Here is a 19,554-nt window from a genome sequence, read left to right on the forward strand (position 1 = left end):
ATTCTATTACATGTACCACATATCATCCCAGTGCTCCTCACCCCCAATATAGAAATATCCCTATTTCTATATATCCCTGGTTTTGTTATCAAAAATAGCAAAGATACTCCTGTTTCTTCACCTAAAAACGAGTAAAGAAAAGTGAATGTATAAGAGAAAAAGGAATTTTAAAACCAATAGGGCAGTTTTAAAATTTCTAGCCAATCTCATGAAGAGCTTGGAACACTAATGAAGCTCACTATTAAGAAATATGCTCATGAAATAATAGATTTACTTATACATCATTATGTAGAAAATCAATTAACTCCCGAACAGAAAAGGAAATTTAAATTATTAACAGAGATTTAGAAATATAGAAATATCCCTATTTAAGAATAGGGATATTTCTATATTTTCGTAGTTTAAAAAATTTCATCACTAGAACTTTCTCCACGACTTTTTCTTTTCTCTCACCGCTGCAACTTCCTCATGATATTCCTTCATCAATGGTTTTGTCTCTAAAGTAAACTGTTTAATATTTTTCTTGTACTAAGCAACTGATCAGTATTAACACCCCATTGTTTTTGAGCTAGTAGCGCCATTCTTTTTATCTTTTTAAAATCAGGAATATCCTTTAGTTCCATTTTCATTGTAGTTAATCTCTTTTGACATCAATGATTTATGCATTATCTGTTAATTCTATTACATGTACCACATATCATTGCTGAGATTTTCTTCTTTAATATAGAAATATCCCTATTTCAACAAGTAGATATTTCTATATATCCCTACTGTTGTTATCAAAAATAGCGAAGATATTCCTGTTTCTTCACCTAATAATTAGCAAGAACAAGTGAATCCGCAGGAGAAAAACAAATTTAAAAACCAACAAGGCAATATTAAAATTTCTGGTCAATCTAAGAAAGAGCCTGGAGCACTAATGAAACTCACTAATAGGAAATATACTCATGAAATAGTTAGTTTACTGATTAATCATTATGTAGAAAATGAATTAGCTCTTGAACAGAAAAGGAAATTTAAATTATTAGCAAAAATATAGAAATATCCCCGTTTCTAAATAGGGATATTTCTATATTTTTTAGTGTATTTTAAAACAGGCAAATTCAATAACTACATTAAAAAGAGTCCTATTTCTAGGACTCTTTTTAATACTAATTTTTAGCTTTAACTTACATTTTATCGATGATCATTTGTCTTTTATACCATTGGTTTAATTTGCTTCTCGCCGTACTAGAGAGACGCTTTGTTTTTTTATTATAGAATCTAGAAAGAGTAGGCTGTGATATACCTATCTCTATTGATAGTTCTCGCATAGTTATATTCTTCTTCATATGAATAAACTCTATTTTCTCCCTGATAAGTTGTTCATTTTCATTCGTATCTAATGGTTTTTCTACAATTTTTACTGGATGACTTTCCTCATGTATTGTATCAATTGTTTTCTTTTTCGCTAAGTTTTCCATTGAACTAATTAATTCTTTGGGTGGAAATATTACTATTCCTAACTGTGAATAATAGTTTTTAAACCAATTCTTCTTTGTCAGTTTTTCTTCTTCTAAACCATTATGATATTCCCAATGAGAAATTACTTCTTCTTTTTCTAAATCACTAAGAACATTTTCTAATTGTTCGCGGATACGATTAGGTTTTTGTTTTTGATTTATACCCATAACTGCTAACAAACCTTTATCTCCACCTATAGAATAAGGTCTTTGTAAGCTAGAAAACATTTGACGTATTCTCCATTGCCATGTCAAATATCGAATTAATCTTTTATGATATTTGTGTCTATAACTATTATATTCAAGTGCCTTTTTTGATAATAATGCGGTAGTACTATTAGATCCATATAGATATCCGGATAAGAAACTTCCCGGTTTGATTCGACACGATTCTATCCCCATGTATTCGTTTGTGTTTTTATCTCTCCATAAAACTACGGAATCTAATACAAATAGTCTTTTAATTACCTCGCGTTTTACTTCATAATGCTTACCTGTTTCAGCGCGATCATTTAATACGACTACTTCATTGTCATCATTTAGATATATAAAAATACTCGCTAGGGCCGCAATCCGCTTCGCAACTTTAATTTTATCTTCTACCCTATAATATTCGACACCATTTGCCTTAGCCTTTGAAATACTGCACATTTCTAAAACTTGTTCATATGAAAAATCAATAAATTCATCAGGCGATTTTGCTTCATTCAACCATTGAATCGTGATGGTATCTAAACAATCTGCAGTTAGATCATCCATATTACTCATTACACCATCTACTAATGTATTCCATCTTGCTGTCTCTTCAATATTCGTTAACTTTAGATCTTCATCTTTATGAGAGGAAAGCTGTGCCACTCCATTACTATCCTTTGTTTCAATAGGATAAGATTTTAACCGTGTGTTTTCATCTTCTTCAAATTGATTTTTAGCTATTCCATCTCTTAACTTATAATAAACCGCGGAGTTATTTACTTCTAAATAGTTTTCATTCAATATGTTCGCATCTGATTCACTTGTTGCTTTATGCACTATAGTACTAGCTGTCTGATTTTTACGAAACTCTTGTTCAATAAAGATACCTATGGTCTCATGAATAATTAATCTGTAATTATCTATATTTTTAAATATATCTAGAGGAGAAACACCTTTTCTTTGTTGTTGCTCTAGCCACTGTACAAGCATTGAAAATGACGGAGAAAGGTATTCTGAAGTCACAATTTTACTTTGATCTGCTTCAACCTCAACATAATAGGAAACCCATTTATGCCACAATTGCTCATCTTGTTTATACAATTGTTCCGTTATTGATAGTGCATCTCTAAACAATTGTAGAACGTCTTCCATATAAATTCGGCTCCTTATATACATTTATTATTGATCTGAACTTGAAAATAATTAGCTATATGATGTTCCTTTTTATAAAACTAGAAATGGAGTCAGAATATTCTATCCTTTCATTTCGCTGTTAACATGTTAAGGGCTCTATTTTGCATACTTATAGCCCACTCTGTAACTGATTATACAAGACTGAATCGATTTGTAAAATCCAAATAGCAATTATACAAGTACTTATACAATAACCTATCTTTCATCCATTAGCTCTTTTTCTAGTAGATTTTCAGTAATATTATTTATAAATACAAAGTTCTATTATTTGTTATATATAAATAAATAGATTAATAAGCCGATACAAAGCATAATTTATACTATCTTATCTTTCTTAAACAAACACCATACATTTTCATAGCAAAGGAATGCAAGTATACTGATCTATACTGCATTCCTTTATTGTAATTGTATGTCCACTATATTTTTATTCTTCCTTTTCCAAAATTAAAAAGCTAACATCCAAATTTCTTATTTTTCACCTCTTTCTGGATCCACTCCATTGTAATAAAAACTCTTCATTACATGTCCAAACTATTAGCTATCCCCCCTAAACAACAATAATTTTTAAAATAGTAGTTCCAACTGTATAAAAAACAAATTAAATCTTTACAAGAGAAAACAACTAGGATAAAAACAGATTGTTTTCTTTTATAAGGAAGAACAAAGAAAGAGTGGAAAAGCAATACACAAACGTGTAAATCACATGGAGTAAACCGATAAAATAATGAAAATTCTGATAATTTATTCACTAAGGGTTTTCGTTTACTCTTTCTTTGTTATTATGAGTTTAACATTAAAAATAACATAAATCAACAAAAAAACAAAAAATTCTTATATTTTCGACATTTTATTTATCTCGCTCTAATTTCACCTTAAAAACATAGTTACTGTAGCTGTGAACTACCCACCACTTACCGATTATCACCGCTTGAAGTGGGGGCTTCCTGATTCTACAAGCATTGCCTATCTCTTACGAGATTCGGTCTTACACGCTCTCCACAGGCGTAGATTATACTGTTCGGACAAGACCTTGCCCTACAGTTATATAGATGTTATGTACATTTAATATGTTGGCTGATACGCAATTTGCGTTAAGCCGGCTTTTTCAATGTTAATCGCTGCATTGTGGTCACGATCCAGTACAGTACCACATTGTTTGCATACGTGCGTACGAACAGAAAGTGATTTCTTAACTGTTTCCCCGCAATTCGAACATTTTTGTGACGTGTAGTGCGGTTTTACCATTACCAAACATCCACCATTTCGTTTTGCCTTGTAGGAGAGGAATGTACGGAACATCCCCCAACCTGCATCGTGGATGGATTTTGCTAGGTGACGGTTACGTACCATATTTTTGATTTTTAGGTCTTCTATACAAATTACACCATAGCTGTTGGCTAATCGGAAGCTTAGTTTGTGCAAGAAATCCTTACGTTGATTCGCTATCTTCGTATGAATTTGTTGTAATTTGTCTACTTGCTTGCACCAGTTCTTCGAACCTTTTTTCATTTTTGAATGTTTACGTTGCGCACGTTTTAATTTACGCTCTTCTTTGCGTAAAAACGTAGGATTCTGAACTTCTTCTCCATTAGATAGAACCGCAAATTTTTTGATGCCTACATCAATACCAGTTGTTTTATTTGCATCACAAATAGAATCTTGGTTTACGTGTTTTTCAACACAAAAAGTCGCAAACCAACGGTTTCCATGATGTTTTATGACAACTTGTTTAACGCGGCCATCTAATTTACGGTGCCATTTGATATCAATGACCCCTAATTTCGAGATAAGAAGTTTACCGCCTTTTGTGAGAGAACACATACGACGGCTTGTCCCCAAGGAACTATCCTTCTTTTTATATTTGAACATACCAAATTGAGTAAGAGTAATAGAACGATATTCTTTAAAACTTTTCATTTTTGGATAGCCAGCATCCTTTTTAAAGAACTTTTTATAGGCTTTTTCCAAGCGCGCAAACACTTCCTGAAAAGGTTGCGAAGGAACCTCTTTTAAGAAATGATATATCTTTTTATCAAGTTTTTGCTGATTTTGTAATTCATACCGTGTTAAGTCTTTTTTGTTTTGTTTATAATATCGTTGTTTATCTAGCAAAGCGGAGTTATATTGCTGACGACAAATGGAAATCCATCTCTCTAGTGTATGTTGTTGTTCTATTGTAGGATAGATTTCAAACCTGTAGTTCAATTTCATTATGTCGTCACCTCCGAATGTTTGTTCTAATAACTCTATTATAAACAAATTTTACGATGCTTTACCACTCAGAAGTACTTTTGTTAGGTCGGGCCATTCATCTCCCACCTACGCTGCGCTTAGAGGAAGGAGAATTCTGGCTGAAGTTCGTTAAAAGAGAAGTAAAAGTAAAAAAATGTAAGGATTAAAATATTAATGTTACTTCGAACACCCCAAATTCATCAAAATGAAAATTCATAGCCATATCATGTCCCTTTCCATCAAAACATGAAACAAAAATGACATTATGTAACTCTTTTTACTAACTCGAAATTTTTTTCTAAAAATGCTTAAAGCTTGATATATAAGCTTTTCTACTACACCTATACTATTAGTTATGAAAATTTATAGCTATATGATGTCCCTTTTTTTTAGATGAAAACCCCCTTAAACCTTTTTATATTAAGGCTTTACATGTTTATAACCCTATTTTCATGTATTTATGCAACATGAAAATCCATAGCTGTATGATGTCCCCTTTTTTATCCAAACATGAAAACTCGCCTAGCCACTTCATGTTCCTTTTGTAATTATAAAATTACAGATAAACCGCATTAACATCACTGTTTAAAGGGTTTCATCTGTTTAATTCACAATTATAAACATGAAAATCCATAGCCATATCATGTCCCTTTTATTTTTTTGAAACTCGATATAACTGTTGATTTAATCATGTTTACAAGGTTTTTTTGCTATTTCCCTTCTTTTCTATCAATATGAAAATCCATAGCCATATCATGTCCATAAAAAAAAATTCAAGAAGTCTTTAACCCCTTGATACACAAGGGATTAAAGGACGTTTCATCTTTTTATTTTTCCTCTTAAAGGGACGTAATTCAGCAAATTCCGATTTGGTATAATTAAAACTGGTATATTTTATATTGTTTTAGAATATATTTCTGAATTTATAGGTAGGAGGTGAAAAAGATGGGAAAATCATTTATTATTCGTAATCAACGTAGTCTAAATGGACAATCTACAAATGCAGTTTTAGTAACACTGAAGTCTTGGCAAAAACTTGTTGAAACTTTCGAAGAGAAATACTACAGCTATAAAGATACATACCTTGAGGATATTGTTGATCATATGACATATGAGGAGCGTATTGCCGATGTGGATGGCTTCGTAGCACAGGCTAAACCATCTTTTTCACGTCGTACACTATCTGCTATTTCGGAAACAATGGGAAGAAAGCATAAATTATATGGCCTTACAAACGCAGATTTGGAAGTCTTCTTATATCTACATAAAAAATGTTACACGAATGGAATCATTCCAAATGTAACAATACATATGATGTGGGAAGATTACAAACTATATAAAGAAGAATTTGCTTACATACAGCATTCTCAATTCTATATTGCATTAAAGAAATTAAGTATACATAACATTATTACGATTGAAAATGAATTAGATGGCCGATATACAATTAAATTAACTCATTTTATGAATGAAGAAACTGAAAAGGCCAATGCATATGTTTATATTAGCCCCGTGGTATTTACGAAAGCTTTCTTTGGGCTATCTGTTGCATCTAAGAAGCTATTCTTAGATATTGCTATGCAACAGCACAGTGAAACTACACTAAAACGTTCCTTAGACAAACAAGATGAAAAAGGGAATAAAACTCATTTTGGTGGGATGTACCGCTTTTTACATAAAAAATATCCACATCAAATCCGCGCAGTTATGACAGAATTAACAACTGCATTACCATGTACAGGGACTCCACTATTCAAAATTTGTAAATTACAAAAAGGGGTTAAGAATAAAAAAAGATATACGACTCTATATCTATCCTTACATACGGATTTCTTATGTGCAAAAGAAACAGGAGAAGTACAGTATCGCGATCCATTCACACCAAAGCTTACTTATGCTCGTAAAGCTCGTTTTATCGAATCCGTACTACAAGAAATGAATATTGGTGAATTTACACAAGACATGAACAAGTTTATCCATGTACTTAAATATACATGCCATCGACAAATTCGAAGCGTAATTCATAGCTTACGTGACATGATAGATCGTAATGAAGAATATCCAAGCAAGTTAGTATATACACTGAAGAAATTATTAAATCAAACATCACAATATCAAATTCTTGATACAGCGGCTAAAGAAGGTATTTATCCTCTGATTACACAACATGTTCCAAAAGAACATAAAGAACAAGCTGTATTTGATTTCGGATTGCATTTCTCTATGTACTCTCTGCGAAACATCAAAAAGCTGTTCCGCAAAACGTATGAGTTACTAAACTACAAATTTGCTGTACCTGTTACAGAGGAATCGTATCACCGCAACTATCTAAAGTATCAAGAAGAAACGTTGTTTAGAAAGTACGCTTATGAACAAGGTACAAACCTAAACGCTTATATGGCTTTAGAAATAGAAATACGTGAACTCTTAAAGGCAAGAGGACATAAAGAGCGCTCTATTCCTAGTGATGTTCGGGAATTGTTCATTGAAAAGATAGATAGATTACCGAAAGAAAAGCTTCGCGTTATTGAAGTACCAGATAACTTTAATTTAATTACATTTATGCGTGCCTTTGAACAGTTAATACGCGCTGGTATCCCAGTAACAACAGCTGAGCAAGTACTGACAGCACTGAAAACGAACTAATCATAATCAGCTCTCTATTTTGAAAAAAATTCAAGATAGAGGGCTATTCGTGTTGATACGTTTATTTAAAAGAAAGTTACTCATTCTTCACAATAAGTAACTTTACTCGATTCTATTCATAATAGAGTCTTTTTTTATGCAATCATATACAAAAATAGTGAGATACCTATCTCAATTTCCACACATACTTTCATAAAAACATGTTATGAGTTGTCTAAATACATTCAAATATCTACAAGAAATCATAAGAAAAAAATTAAGTTTCGTGGATAAGTAGATAAATAACACATAATGTGAGTAATTTAGTGCAATTATCATTGATATAAATAGCTTATACGCCTTCATCTATCAAAAATCATCAATATTAATGTGAGTTATGTGCTAGATCTTAATAATGTTGATTAATTAACACATAATGTGAATCTTTTGTGGGTAAATACAATAAGATTGTGGAGATTCAGTGAATTCACATGAAATTTTACGATTGAATAAATATGTTTAACAATGTATCAATTTGTTTCATTTTTTATGTAGGAATACTAAATTTCATTTATGATTATTTGTAGATTTCAAATCATAATATTGCCTATTTTTCCGTTGTGAGATTCTACCATTTATGATTTTTTACGTAATGAGATGTTAAAAGTCTATGTTACAGTAAGGATATACATACATTTGCCGGTCCTATATAAGTTTTATCTTTATATTTTTAATATATATAAGATATATATTTATATTAGATTTTATTAACTACTCTTCAATTACATTGTTACTAAAATAACTGAAAAGATTTATTTACAATTTTTGATTTTACTTTCGAACCACTTATAAAAGGAATAAATTGGGAGCCAATATTTTTTAATCAGGTATATAACTGATTAAAAAAATCATACAATAAAAAAGAGGAGCACATGCTACCAACATGTGCTCCTCTTTTGATAACTGCTACCGTCAAGTGGTCTCTATCAATTATCATTTATTTTTAAGAAAACCACCCTTTTTCTGCTTGCGACGGCGGAAGAAAGGGTGGTTTTCTTGTTATTAGCACAGTTTCAAAGAATTTAAGATTTTTGTCGAATGTCATTCCAAAATAGGAATGACATATTTTTTTTGGGACAAATTCGAAAATCCGTATCATTATCATATGTATTTAGTGTATCTAGAAATCTATATGGATGGTGAAGACATATGAGTCAATATCAAATGCTGTATAGTACACCTTATCTGTATTCTTCTCGAACATTGAATCAAATGTACAAAGCTAATAAAAATGAAGAAAACATATGCGCTATACAAGAGCATATGTTACGTCACGAAGTATACCTGGACCAACAATACCGAGGTTACTATTATTTAAGTCAAAAAATTGAGGAGGAGTTATACGGCGAAGAACATGCATTGTCATGGAATGAGCTACTGGATGATTATCAACTTTATAGAGATCGGAAGGGGAATTTATCTATCAAACAGAAAGGATGAGATAAACATGACAATCATTGGAGAGCTAGGGATTGTATATGGCGTGACCGGAGCTTCAGTTTTAGGAATAAAATTGCTGAAGAAGAAAGGGCTTTATCTTCCAGGTTGGTTGCTACGTGCGGGTCTTAAATGCTTGTTGATTGGGAGTGTTTGGTACGTTCTAATGGATATACTAGATGTGTTTCTACGTTAGTATTACATCTGGTAGTTGAAAGTAATTATAATAGCGCATCTTAAACAGCTTTTTCTAAGCTTCCATACAGGCTCAACTACCTTAAGGAGGTATGGAGGGAATGTTGTCACTTTTATTAATCCCAGCAACCTTTATAACTGTAGCTTATTTTTATCAAAGTAACGGAATGAGTGATAAGAAAAAAATTGCAACGTTTTTTGAAATTACAAAGATATGTGTTCAACATAAAGGTGAATTACAATACCCCATTTTTATAAAGGAAATTAAAGATGATATAAGTATGAATTATGTTTACAAGTTACCACTTGGTGTACCTAGTCAACTTATCCAAAAGTTAGCTGAAATATTAGAAGAAGGCCTATATAAACCTGTTAAAATATCGTTTCACCAAAGAGAGCTTCATATTCGAGTATTTAGCCAACAAATACCTGAAATGTGGAATTGGTCTAAGGATCTATTAAAAGAGCATACATGGAGCGTTATGGTGGGGAAAGCGTTAGATAAATATGTATATCATGACTTTGAGAAGACACCTCATATGTGTGTAAGTGGAATGACTCGTTTTGGAAAGACAGTATTCTTAAAAAATGTGATGACAAGTTTAATTTTACAACAATCTCAACACGTGAAATTTTTTATTGTTGATCTGAAAGAAGGGCTAGAATTTAGTCCTTATGAAGATCTATTCCAAGTTGTAGAAGTAGCTGAAAACCCGGAACGGGCGTTAGAGATGTTGGGGAGAGTACGCGAAAAGATGATAAAACAGATTGAAATGATGAAGAAGTCCTATTTTACCAATATCATAGACACATCAATTAGAGAACGTTGCTTCATCATAGTAGATGAAGGGGCAAATCTTTGTCCGACACAAGGATTACCTAAAAAACAACGTGATGTATTATTCATGTGTCAGGAGATGCTATCTGAAATCGCAAGAATCGGAGGTGGTTTAGGATTCCGGCTCATATTTTGTACGCAATATCCAACCTCTGATACATTGCCAAGACAAATTAAACAAAATGCTGATGCGAAAATAGGCTTTCGATTACCAACGACGGTCGCTTCACAAGTTGCTTTGGATGAATCAGGACTCGAGGATTTGCCGTCTCTTCCAGGAAGAGCATTGTTTAAAACAGATCGTACAGAGGAAATCCAGGTACCTTATTTAAAGGATACAGACATGTGGAAGTTACTGAAGAAATACAAGGTGGTGAAACAAAATGAGGCATCAAACGCTCAAACAGAAAGCGAGACAAATCGAGATTTTATCTACTTTGAGTAAGTTAGATTTTGCAACCAGGAGGCAATTGCAAGCCATCCACTGCCTAGGAAGTATTCGAAATGCAAATCGTGTATTAAAGGATCTGACTCCGTATTGTCATATTACTAAAATAGCTCGTGAGCATGTATATTATTTAAATAAAAAAGGACGTGATTTATTAGGAATTACAAGAGAAGTAAAGAAAAGTGGTCAATTACAACACATATTAATGAGAAACGAAGGCTGGATGTGGCTTGGATTTCCAGAATGGAAAACAGAAAGATCTATAGAGTTTTCATTCAATGGTCAACGGTATCAGATTATTCCTGACGCAACGTATTTTGAAAATAATGTTCCCCATTTCGTTGAAATAGATCGAATGCAACATATGAAGGCAAACGAACATAAAATACAGTTATATGGCCATATAACAGATATCTACAAAAGACAGAATGCTATTGTTCCGGTAATTAACTTTTTCACATTATCAGACTATCGGCAATCCAAATTAGAACAATATGCTGTAAAACAAAATGTGTTTATGAGAACTTTTATAATGCACGATATATTTTAAACTACATCCAAAAGTCATCATGGTGGATTTCTTTATGAGTCATTCTCTTCAGCGCTTTAATAATCTTTTGTCCATTCTTAAATGAAGGATAAAAAGTATTTGCTCGACACAATTTACTAATCGTTCCTTCACTTACACCGGAGTTTTGAGCTAAATCTACTTGTTTAATATCATGATTGTCTAAAAATTTACCTAAATTAGATCTAGGCTTTTTAAACCAAGACATACGTTTCACCTCAATTATTTGATTTTATTAGAAGCATGTCCAATTCTTTAGTTTTCTAAACTTTAGATAAGTGAATAATTTTGTTGGATACGGCATATAGTTTAAAAGAGAACGGGATAAAAAAATATGTAATAATTTTGAGGAATCTAGCATTCATAGTAATAGCTACAAGTTGCTGATACACTATTCTAATGGCAACTTGTTGCAAAAGGTATTCCTATAAAATTAAAAGCTTAAACCCATTGGTACACAAGGGTTTAGGCTTTTCTTAATTTATGGAGTAATGAAAACGAGTTTAATAAATTAAGAGATACTATATTTTTCAGTAGTCGAATATTGAAGAAGTATATATACAATTTCACGTACCACAATGATAATAAATAAATATTTTCTAAATGGTTATATAACGCAAAACAATAGGTTTATAACGAGAATAAACGTTCTGTTTTTGGAGGGTAAAACGATGTTTGATTACTCAAAATGCATGAATCGAATGATTTCTTGCATAGACCTTTGTTCATTTTTTGCCAGTTGTGCATGTGTTATGAGAGGTTTAGATCCACTGAAAGTCAAATTAGCTGTCGTTGGTGATGTGAATAGAAATGGATTTATTGTGTTGGCTGCAACTCCTGAACTTGAAAAATTAGGTATTTCCACAGCAACCAGATTATACGAAATACCAAGAGATACAAATATAATTGTCGTAAATGCAACAATGAGAAGATATGTTGAAATTTCAAATCAAATCACAGAAATTTACACGAAGTATGTAGCGTTAGAGAATCTACATTTTTAATCAATAGATAAGTGCTTTCTAGACATGCAACAAACGGCTCATCTTTTCGGACGGGATCCAATTGTAATTGCTAAAAGGATTCAAAGAGAAATATATGATACAACTGGCATAACCGCATCTATTGGAATTGGACCGAATTTGTTTCTTTCAAAAATTGCTCTAGACGTGGAAAGTAAACATTCAAATTCTAGGATTGCTATGTGGTCATACGAGGATGTTTCGAAAAAGTTATGGGAAATCGGAACGGCTACTGAAGAGACGTTGCATGGAATGGGACTATTTTCCTTGAAGGATGTTGCAAAAACACCTAAAGAGCTTCTAATAAAGCGATTTGGCAAAGTAAAACGTGAAGAGTCATATCGCTTCTCATATGGTATTGATGAGAGCCGGATTGCTAATAAATACATTCTGAAAAGCACTTCTATTACAGAATTTACGATACGGGAAAGCCCACGCAGGACTTTAGTCCGTCTTTAGACGTGGGATGCAAGTATCGTTTTTGCGTAGCAAAACAAGGTATACTTTATTCATAGTCATGCAAAAGACTCTAAAACGACTGTTCTCTGAAAACAGAATACATATGAGGTTGGGGTAGCAAATTCTTCTACTCCGTAAAATGTATTAAGTCGTCATGCAAAAGACGTAAAAACATTTGAGAACCAACAATCTGTACGGTATGGTCACAGTACCGTAGCCCACGAACCTATATGGTCTGTTGTGGGAGTGGTGATGGCACACCGCAATCTTGCACGTCAGCGATACCAGAAATGGACTTCGCCTTTGGTAGCAAGAATCCCACTGACGTTAGTCAGCTGGCCCCTTTAGGGGTGGGAGTGTCAAAAAAGGGCAAATATTATTAGAAGACTGTTTTAGCCCCAACAAATTAAAAATGCTTCTTCTAGAACAAATAGAAGAAACCTGTTTTCGCAAAGCTTTTGCCATGATATATAATTATAATAGTAATTTTCGTATTTTTTTTGTACTGAGACCGGTGAATTTTGCAATATCTTCTAATGGCATTCCTTTTTTATGCATACCACGAATTAATTGGATTTTTCCTTGTTCAATACCTTCTTCTAATCCTTCTTCTCGTGCATGAGCTATTTTACTTGTTCATCTAGAAGTATTTTCTCACGAGCTTCATAACCGCTTCAAAAGGTATTTATTTTATAGAAGTACTTCAAATATGAAGTTTTTAATGTTTTGAAGCAATGTTTTTCATAGATATCTACCTCCTTCAAAAGGTGTACCTTTTGATATACATTTATGGATAAAAATAACCAAAATAAATAAGGGGATATTTTAAAAATTCCTTTTATTCCAGATGTATTGACAGAATATTTAATCGTATTTATAATAATTAAATATAAAGATATAAAATTGTTAGTGAGGGATAAATATGTTTACAAATAAAAAAGTGATTCGAATTGGTTTAGGTTTATATATCTTTTTATCTGTAATTCAATTTACTATTGGCTACATTAAAGGGTATACAGGTAATGCATTGTTAATTTCTGGAACATGGAAAACTGTGTTATTAGATGCTCCTGAAGGTATACTTGTTATTTTAGGTGCAATTGCTTTATATCAATGTACGAAAAAATTACCAGAAAAAACGGCATCTATGTAGATGCCGTTTTTTCTGATTTGCTACGGGTAATTGTAGTTATGTAAGCTAGATGTGTATATGCATTGGTTTGGGAAACTTTTTTAGTTTAAATTATAAGGAGTAAGGTGAAGATGGTTATAAGGAAAGGAAGGTAGAGTCAAGATGCTATTTAATATTCTAATTGCATTTGTGTTACCTTGGGCTGTTGGAATTCTTCACCTTTACAAAAAAGAGAGAAGAATTATACCTCTGATTGGCTCATTTTTTTGTGTCGTTGCTTTTGTCGTAAATGAATTCGGCTTTTTTTGTGGTTTTTGGAGAATTACTCCTTTCCTTGATCAAAAAACCTTGTCTGCCTTACCTTTTAATATAGGTCTTTATCCGATTTTGGCAAGTTACTTGATATTCTTTATAAAGAAAACCAAAAGACCTTATTTGATGGTCTTTTTCATATCGCTATTTACTACTCTTCTTGAAATGACATTAGTTTTAAGTGGGAAAATCGTATATGGTAACGGCTGGAATATTATTTGGACATTTTTCTCCTATATCATCCCTTTTATGTGGGTGTACTGGTATTATCTCTATTTAAGAAAGTTAGAAGTCATGAGCTAAATCCTGAAGGCAACATAATAGAATTCGAATGTTTTTGATTGTCGATAACGAGATTTATGTGAACTAGTAATATGCACCCTTACCTTGTTTATTTACAGTATTTTGAATGTATACTCTTGTTAGCGGTTTTGGAAAAAATAAGTAATTTGCTATAAATTCAATAAAATCAATAAAACGAATGTAAACTAAGGGCTATTAGTTTACATTCGATATTTGAAACATTTACAACTAAATTTGTAATAAATTTCTCAATATAGATATACTTATTAATTATGGTTTGACGGTCAAAATTAACAAAAATTAAAGTATAATAAAAATATGATGGTTATCACTTATGTTTACTCCTTGTGCTGAAGATAAGATCGTATTCTCCGATCTTATCTTTTTTTGTTTGTAGAAATTTAATGCAAAAAAATAGAATCCTTGTGATAAGGATTCTGCAACAGGGAATAACAAAAATATAAATAATAAAAAGAATTAATTATATTATATATATTCATTTCAAGTTCAGCTCTGTCTTGGGTAGCACCTGATACCTTTTCTCCATATATAATGCCCATTCCAATTTCCTTCATTTTCTGTAATTGTCTCTTTGGGTTTTGATCAACAAAACTTACTCGAGCATAACCTATTTTTCTCATATTCTACTCTCCTATTCTGAAACAAGTTATATGGGACACCTTGAAGTACCGTTAGACCAGGTTCAATAAAACATCCCAATAGGGTTTACTTTTTAGGACACTCCTATCCTACTAAAGTAAACACTCGTGTGATTTGTGGATTTGAAATAAAGTTTAATCGTTTATAACAAAGTTTAACCGTTTTGAAAAAAGATTAACTGTTTATAAAAAAGATGCACCGTTTTATCCCCTTGGATTTACTTATCTATGGGGATATTTTTATTAAGAAAAGAAATAAAATATATGAATTGAATATAAAAACATTTTGATTCTTTAAAAACATTCCATAATTTAGTATTATTTATATATGGAATATTTTGTTTGTACGAAAGGGGTAACTTGATGTTTTTACAAAAATATAAGGGTTTGATTCTAGGAATAGTTGGTGCTGTTATAGGGGTAATATCCTGGGTTTATCTTAAAGATTTAGATTATATATATAGGGCGTGTCTTAAGTTGTTTTCTGTAACATTAATAATTATAGGATGGGTTATTGCCTGTAATTCGAACCATTTCTATAAAAAAAAGGAGAATAATAACGTATAGGTGTTACTATTCCAAAATTTTTTATACGTTTTATTAATCAGAGAATCATATAGTAAGATTAATATGTGTAATTTTAATCAAACATTTTTATAAAAACCAATCTTAAATCTACTGAAAAAGAAACTATTTTGATTAATCTTTTTTCAAATTAGATTCTTTTTATATTCCTTAGGGTAAGGGCGGGGGTAGATATTTTTAATCATATTTTATTTTAAAACTACATAAATCCGGTATTTATATCAACTCAAAAAAAATAAGTCAAAATTAAATAAGGAGAAATTTATAATGTTTATTAATGTTTTGTTAGGTATTGTAGTTATTTGTATAGTGGTTTTTGTTATTGTGTTTATGCTAGCGAGGAAGGATATGAATAAAACGGATCCACAATATATTTTGTCGTATATTAAAGAAAACGCACAGAAGAATACATGTGCATTAATTATAAAAAAAAATGGTGAAATTCTATGTTCTATTAATGAAGATAAGAGGTTACCGTTAGCAAGTATGGTTAAATTAATAATTGCTATTGAATTTGCTAAACAAAGTGCTAACGGGATCATTAATGAAAACGAATATATTTCTTTAAGCGAATTAAAGAAATATTATATCAAAAACACAGATGGTGGCGCACATCCAAAATGGGAACAGGATATGATACAAAATAATCAGATTAAAAATGATTGTGTAACTTTACAGAATATAGCAAAGGGAATGTTACAATATAGTTCGAATGCGAATACAGAATATTTAATAAATATACTCGGAATTGAAAATATTAATCAAAATATAAAGGAATTAGGCCTTAAACAACATGAAGAAGTATATCCATTTGTGTCAGCTTTATATATTCCAGGATTCTTGCAGGAGAAATTTAATTTAAGTAAGAAGGAATTAGTAAAACATCTAAATAATCTCTCTCAAGAAGAATATAAGAAGTATGCGTTCAAAATAAATGAATTAATGAAAAATGAACATCAGCTGCCGAATTTGAATATGTTTTCACTAGACTTGCAAAAGAATTGGTCAAATCGTTTGACATCAGCAGCAGCTTCTGACTATATCTCTTTGCTAGAAAGAATTAATTCCAAAAATCATTATGATGAATTAGTGCATCAAAAATTGGACAAAATTCTAGAGACTGTAATAGAAAATGAACATAATAAAAAATGGTTATTACATGCAGGACAAAAGGGTGGTTCTACTGCATTTGTTTTAACTAATGGCTTATATGCAACAAATAAAAAAGGCGATTCATTTGAAATTGTATTTATGGCAAACGAGTTAAATAGAATTGATGCTTTTAAGTTACGTAAGAATCTAAATGAATTTAATTTAAAAACATTAAAAAATGAAGAATTTAGGGGAAAGATAAAGATGGAATTGTCATGATAAAAGAGAAATTTGCATTCTATGTGCTATAGCCGTTTAGAATAGAAAGCACCTGACTTCTCTTGTCCGAGAATCTAAAAATAATGAGCCCATATTTTAAAGTGACAATAAAGTTTCTATAGTGTTTAAAGAAAAGAATGGATTATATGCTATATATAAACGGTTATAATAGATATGTTCATGAGTTTTGATCAATCTTTTTTATAAAAACTAAATGCAGATTTCTAACAAAAGACTCCATTTTGATTAATCTTTTTTTCAAAATGGAGTCTTCTTATTTACCATATAATATGTATTTGTGGAGATTTTTTGATTAAACTTTATTTCAAATCAACATTGAAAAAAGATTAATTGTTTATAAAAAAGTTGCACCGTTTCAATTCCTTTTTATTTCGCTCTTTATGTGATATATTTATCACACGAAGAGCGAAATATATCACAAAGGAGATCTTATATGAAGAACAAATTAGCTTACTTAGGGTTTATTGGTTTTTTAGGGTTTTTGGCACCTTTCTCATTCTTAAGTGAAAATTCGTTTTCGCCTTACTACTATTTCCTTTTCTTTTTCTTCTTTTTATACGCAAAAGTTATACCAGATGAGCTTTTTATACTGCATGTTCGCATGGCCGCTACAAGGGCATTTTTTGTAACACTAGTATCTGGTAGTATACTACTCTTAAGTGTTTCTATTTTTGAAAATGTACATGTAATTCGTTTATTTGTTGCACTTTCAACTTTAATACCGTTAGGAACTTTTCTAATTAATTTAGAAATATTTGAACGTAGAGAAAAGAAAGGGATGCAGGATGACGCTGATTACTCGGATGAAAGAATATAGGATAAAGTTAAATATGTCCCAAGAAGATTTAGCTAATAAGGTTGGAGTTAGAAGAGAAACCATTGGTAATCTCGAAAACGGAAAATATAATCCTTCATTAAAATTGGCTTACGATATTGCAAAAGTTTTAAAAGCACCCATTGAAGTGTTATTTTACTTTGAAGACTAGTTTAATTCTAGTACAAGTAAGTAAACTTTTGTAATAGATATGTCCATGAGTTTTGATCCATCTTTTTTATAAAAACTAAATCAGTCCTTATAGCTAAAGAAACCATTTTGACCAACCTTTGTTCAAAATGGTTTCTTTTTATGTATTGCTAAATTGAGCTTCCATCAACATTTATAATTAAACTTTATTTCAAAGCTACATATATAACTTAAATATGTTTATGGAAGTAAAAAATTTACAAAGCACTCCTGAAGTTGTTATAAATAGAATTGGTAACTAAATCTCTTTTTAATCTTATTGAACAACAGTGTGCTTTTTTTCTTTGTTAATAATGTTGGAACGATCTTCAAGAATCGGGCGCTTTAATTGAGCAAGAATCACAAAAATCATCAAATTTTTTTATAAAAGGATGATTCAATTGAATATAGAAAAAACGTGTTTTAATCGATCTTTTTTCAAAGCACGCTTTTTCTACTTGCTCTTTTATCAGGGAGTATTAAGTTAATTTAACCGAACTTTATTCCAAATCTACACGATGCTAATCTCGATAAAATGAATAGCTTTCTTATGCAGAATGAGTTTCTTTTTTCACTACTTTTTATATTGAACGGCATAAATATATTTAGATGTTAAAATATATTGTTTGTTGATATAGACTAATTCATGTTTTGAATTGTAAACATGTTGCGTTACTTCTAATATAGGCGTCCCTAATGAACAATTTAACAATTCAGCAATTTCTTTCGTTGAAAAGATAATTTGAAAATAATCTTCAAAAATTTGTAATTTAGTGTGTAGTTCTCTTTCTAATTGCTCTAAAAGTGAATCTTGTAAATTTGTTAAAAAAGCATAGTTGGTTGGTAAATAATCAACTTCTAAAATGCAAGGTGTTTCATCTACTTTTCGCACTCTTTTTATTAAAAGTATTTCGTTCTTTCTATCTTTCAGTTCAGCAAAAAGTTCATTATGCACCGCTTCATTGTGAAAAGCAATGATTTCTGTTGAAGGAATTCTGCCCATTTTTTTACATGTTTCAGTAAAACTTCCACCGGTTAGGACATTTTCTGTGTGAACAACATTATTTACGAATGTCCCTTTTCCTCGTTTTTTAATCAAAATATCTTGATCCACAAGTTTTTGTAGCACGCTCCTTACAGTTACGCGACTAACATTATATGTTTTTCCTAGTTGTGTTTCAGAAGGAATCTTTTCTCCAGGTTTATATTCACCCTCTTGAATTTTTTTTTGAAGAATTGCATAAAGTTGCTCTTGTAAAGTGAGAGCATTCAATTGATTTAAGTTTTCCATTCCAATTCCCACCTTGATTTCATTATTATTCAGAAATTTCATTATAGATGAAAAAGTTGATATTAACCATTGACAGCGCTACCAATGTTGTATTAACCT

At 31.2% G+C, this 19,554-nt stretch carries 17 protein-coding genes and 3 pseudogenes; 13 read left to right on the forward strand and 7 right to left on the reverse strand.

Annotation, left to right across the window (positions count from 1 at the left end; translation table 11 throughout):
- Positions 1-497 precede the first annotated feature (497 nt).
- Positions 498-629, reverse strand: coding sequence for a hypothetical protein (locus JTF23_RS28125; protein WP_275959710.1), 132 nt, complete (start codon positions 627-629; stop codon positions 498-500).
- A 167-nt stretch (positions 630-796) separates the two neighbouring features.
- Between JTF23_RS28125 and JTF23_RS27825 the strand changes: the two are divergent.
- Positions 797-1,039 (forward strand): annotated as a pseudogene (locus tag JTF23_RS27825) (hypothetical protein).
- A gap of 130 nt (positions 1,040-1,169) precedes the next feature.
- Here JTF23_RS27825 and JTF23_RS14030 read toward each other — a convergent pair.
- Both JTF23_RS14030 and JTF23_RS14035 read right to left on the reverse strand, forming a co-directional pair.
- Positions 1,170-2,849 (reverse strand): helix-turn-helix domain-containing protein, encoded by a 1,680-nt coding sequence (locus JTF23_RS14030; RefSeq protein ID WP_204209023.1) that lies wholly within the window; start codon positions 2,847-2,849, stop codon positions 1,170-1,172.
- Positions 2,850-3,956: 1,107 nt separating this feature from the next.
- Positions 3,957-5,105 (reverse strand): RNA-guided endonuclease InsQ/TnpB family protein, encoded by a 1,149-nt coding sequence (locus JTF23_RS14035; RefSeq protein WP_204209024.1) that lies wholly within the window; start codon positions 5,103-5,105, stop codon positions 3,957-3,959.
- A 966-nt stretch (positions 5,106-6,071) separates the two neighbouring features.
- Here JTF23_RS14035 and JTF23_RS14040 point away from each other — a divergent pair.
- From JTF23_RS14040 to JTF23_RS14060, 5 genes are all read left to right on the forward strand, one after another.
- Entirely contained in the window at positions 6,072-7,772 is a 1,701-nt protein-coding gene (locus tag JTF23_RS14040) for a hypothetical protein (protein WP_204209025.1), read from the forward strand.
- 1,188 nt (positions 7,773-8,960) lie between these two features.
- A complete protein-coding gene (locus JTF23_RS14045) occupies positions 8,961-9,251 on the forward strand; it encodes a hypothetical protein (RefSeq protein WP_033714602.1) in 291 nt (96 codons plus the stop codon).
- Positions 9,252-9,258: 7 nt separating this feature from the next.
- Complete coding sequence (locus JTF23_RS14050; RefSeq protein WP_002107213.1) at positions 9,259-9,444, forward strand: hypothetical protein; 186 nt, start codon at positions 9,259-9,261, stop codon at positions 9,442-9,444.
- Positions 9,445-9,544: 100 nt separating this feature from the next.
- On the forward strand, positions 9,545-10,726 hold the full coding sequence (locus JTF23_RS14055; RefSeq protein WP_204209026.1) for an FtsK/SpoIIIE domain-containing protein: 1,182 nt from the start codon (positions 9,545-9,547) through the stop codon (positions 10,724-10,726).
- Positions 10,665-11,279, forward strand: coding sequence for a replication-relaxation family protein (locus tag JTF23_RS14060; protein ID WP_199661903.1), 615 nt, complete (start codon positions 10,665-10,667; stop codon positions 11,277-11,279). Before JTF23_RS14055 ends, JTF23_RS14060 begins: the two co-directional genes overlap by 62 nt.
- 1 nt (position 11,280) lies before the next feature.
- Here JTF23_RS14060 and JTF23_RS14065 read toward each other — a convergent pair whose 3' ends face one another.
- A complete protein-coding gene (locus JTF23_RS14065; protein ID WP_000118337.1) occupies positions 11,281-11,505 on the reverse strand; it encodes a helix-turn-helix domain-containing protein in 225 nt (74 codons plus the stop codon).
- Between the two features lie 493 nt (positions 11,506-11,998).
- On the opposite strand from JTF23_RS14065, the pseudogene JTF23_RS27830 reads away from it, so the two are divergent.
- Positions 11,999-12,778 (forward strand): annotated as a pseudogene (locus JTF23_RS27830) (Y-family DNA polymerase).
- A 474-nt stretch (positions 12,779-13,252) separates the two neighbouring features.
- Here the strand turns inward: JTF23_RS27830 and JTF23_RS27835 are convergent.
- Positions 13,253-13,452, reverse strand: a pseudogene (locus JTF23_RS27835) (Rpn family recombination-promoting nuclease/putative transposase); the annotation flags it as partial.
- Between the two features lie 248 nt (positions 13,453-13,700).
- Here JTF23_RS27835 and JTF23_RS14080 point away from each other — a divergent pair.
- Positions 13,701-13,931 (forward strand): DUF3937 family protein, encoded by a 231-nt coding sequence (locus JTF23_RS14080; RefSeq protein ID WP_204209028.1) that lies wholly within the window; start codon positions 13,701-13,703, stop codon positions 13,929-13,931.
- A 141-nt stretch (positions 13,932-14,072) separates the two neighbouring features.
- Positions 14,073-14,525 (forward strand): CBO0543 family protein, encoded by a 453-nt coding sequence (locus tag JTF23_RS14085; RefSeq protein ID WP_204209029.1) that lies wholly within the window; start codon positions 14,073-14,075, stop codon positions 14,523-14,525.
- A 401-nt stretch (positions 14,526-14,926) separates the two neighbouring features.
- On the opposite strand, the gene JTF23_RS28340 is transcribed toward JTF23_RS14085, so the two are convergent.
- On the reverse strand, positions 14,927-15,166 hold the full coding sequence (locus tag JTF23_RS28340; protein WP_204209030.1) for a recombinase family protein: 240 nt from the start codon (positions 15,164-15,166) through the stop codon (positions 14,927-14,929).
- 381 nt (positions 15,167-15,547) lie between these two features.
- Between JTF23_RS28340 and JTF23_RS27845 the strand changes: the two genes are divergently transcribed.
- The 4 genes from JTF23_RS27845 (at position 15,548) to JTF23_RS14105 (ending at position 18,147) form a co-directional block, all read left to right on the forward strand.
- A complete protein-coding gene (locus JTF23_RS27845) occupies positions 15,548-15,751 on the forward strand; it encodes a hypothetical protein (protein WP_000479691.1) in 204 nt (67 codons plus the stop codon).
- 285 nt (positions 15,752-16,036) lie between these two features.
- Positions 16,037-17,140: a serine hydrolase gene (locus tag JTF23_RS14095; RefSeq protein ID WP_204209031.1), complete on the forward strand. Its 1,104-nt coding sequence runs from the start codon at positions 16,037-16,039 to the stop codon at positions 17,138-17,140.
- 454 nt (positions 17,141-17,594) lie between these two features.
- Positions 17,595-17,978: a DUF3796 domain-containing protein gene (locus JTF23_RS14100; RefSeq protein ID WP_016103708.1), complete on the forward strand. Its 384-nt coding sequence runs from the start codon at positions 17,595-17,597 to the stop codon at positions 17,976-17,978.
- Entirely contained in the window at positions 17,947-18,147 is a 201-nt protein-coding gene (locus tag JTF23_RS14105; protein ID WP_204209032.1) for a helix-turn-helix transcriptional regulator, read from the forward strand. Before JTF23_RS14100 ends, JTF23_RS14105 begins: the two co-directional genes overlap by 32 nt.
- 591 nt (positions 18,148-18,738) lie before the next feature.
- Here JTF23_RS14105 and JTF23_RS14110 read toward each other — a convergent pair.
- On the reverse strand, positions 18,739-19,455 hold the full coding sequence (locus JTF23_RS14110) for a GntR family transcriptional regulator (RefSeq protein WP_078182034.1): 717 nt from the start codon (positions 19,453-19,455) through the stop codon (positions 18,739-18,741).
- Between the last annotated feature and the right edge of the window lie 99 nt (positions 19,456-19,554).

This window comes from Bacillus sp. RIT 809, assembly GCF_016892495.1.
GTDB classification, from domain to species: Bacteria; Bacillota; Bacilli; order Bacillales; family Bacillaceae_G; genus Bacillus_A; species Bacillus_A cereus_U.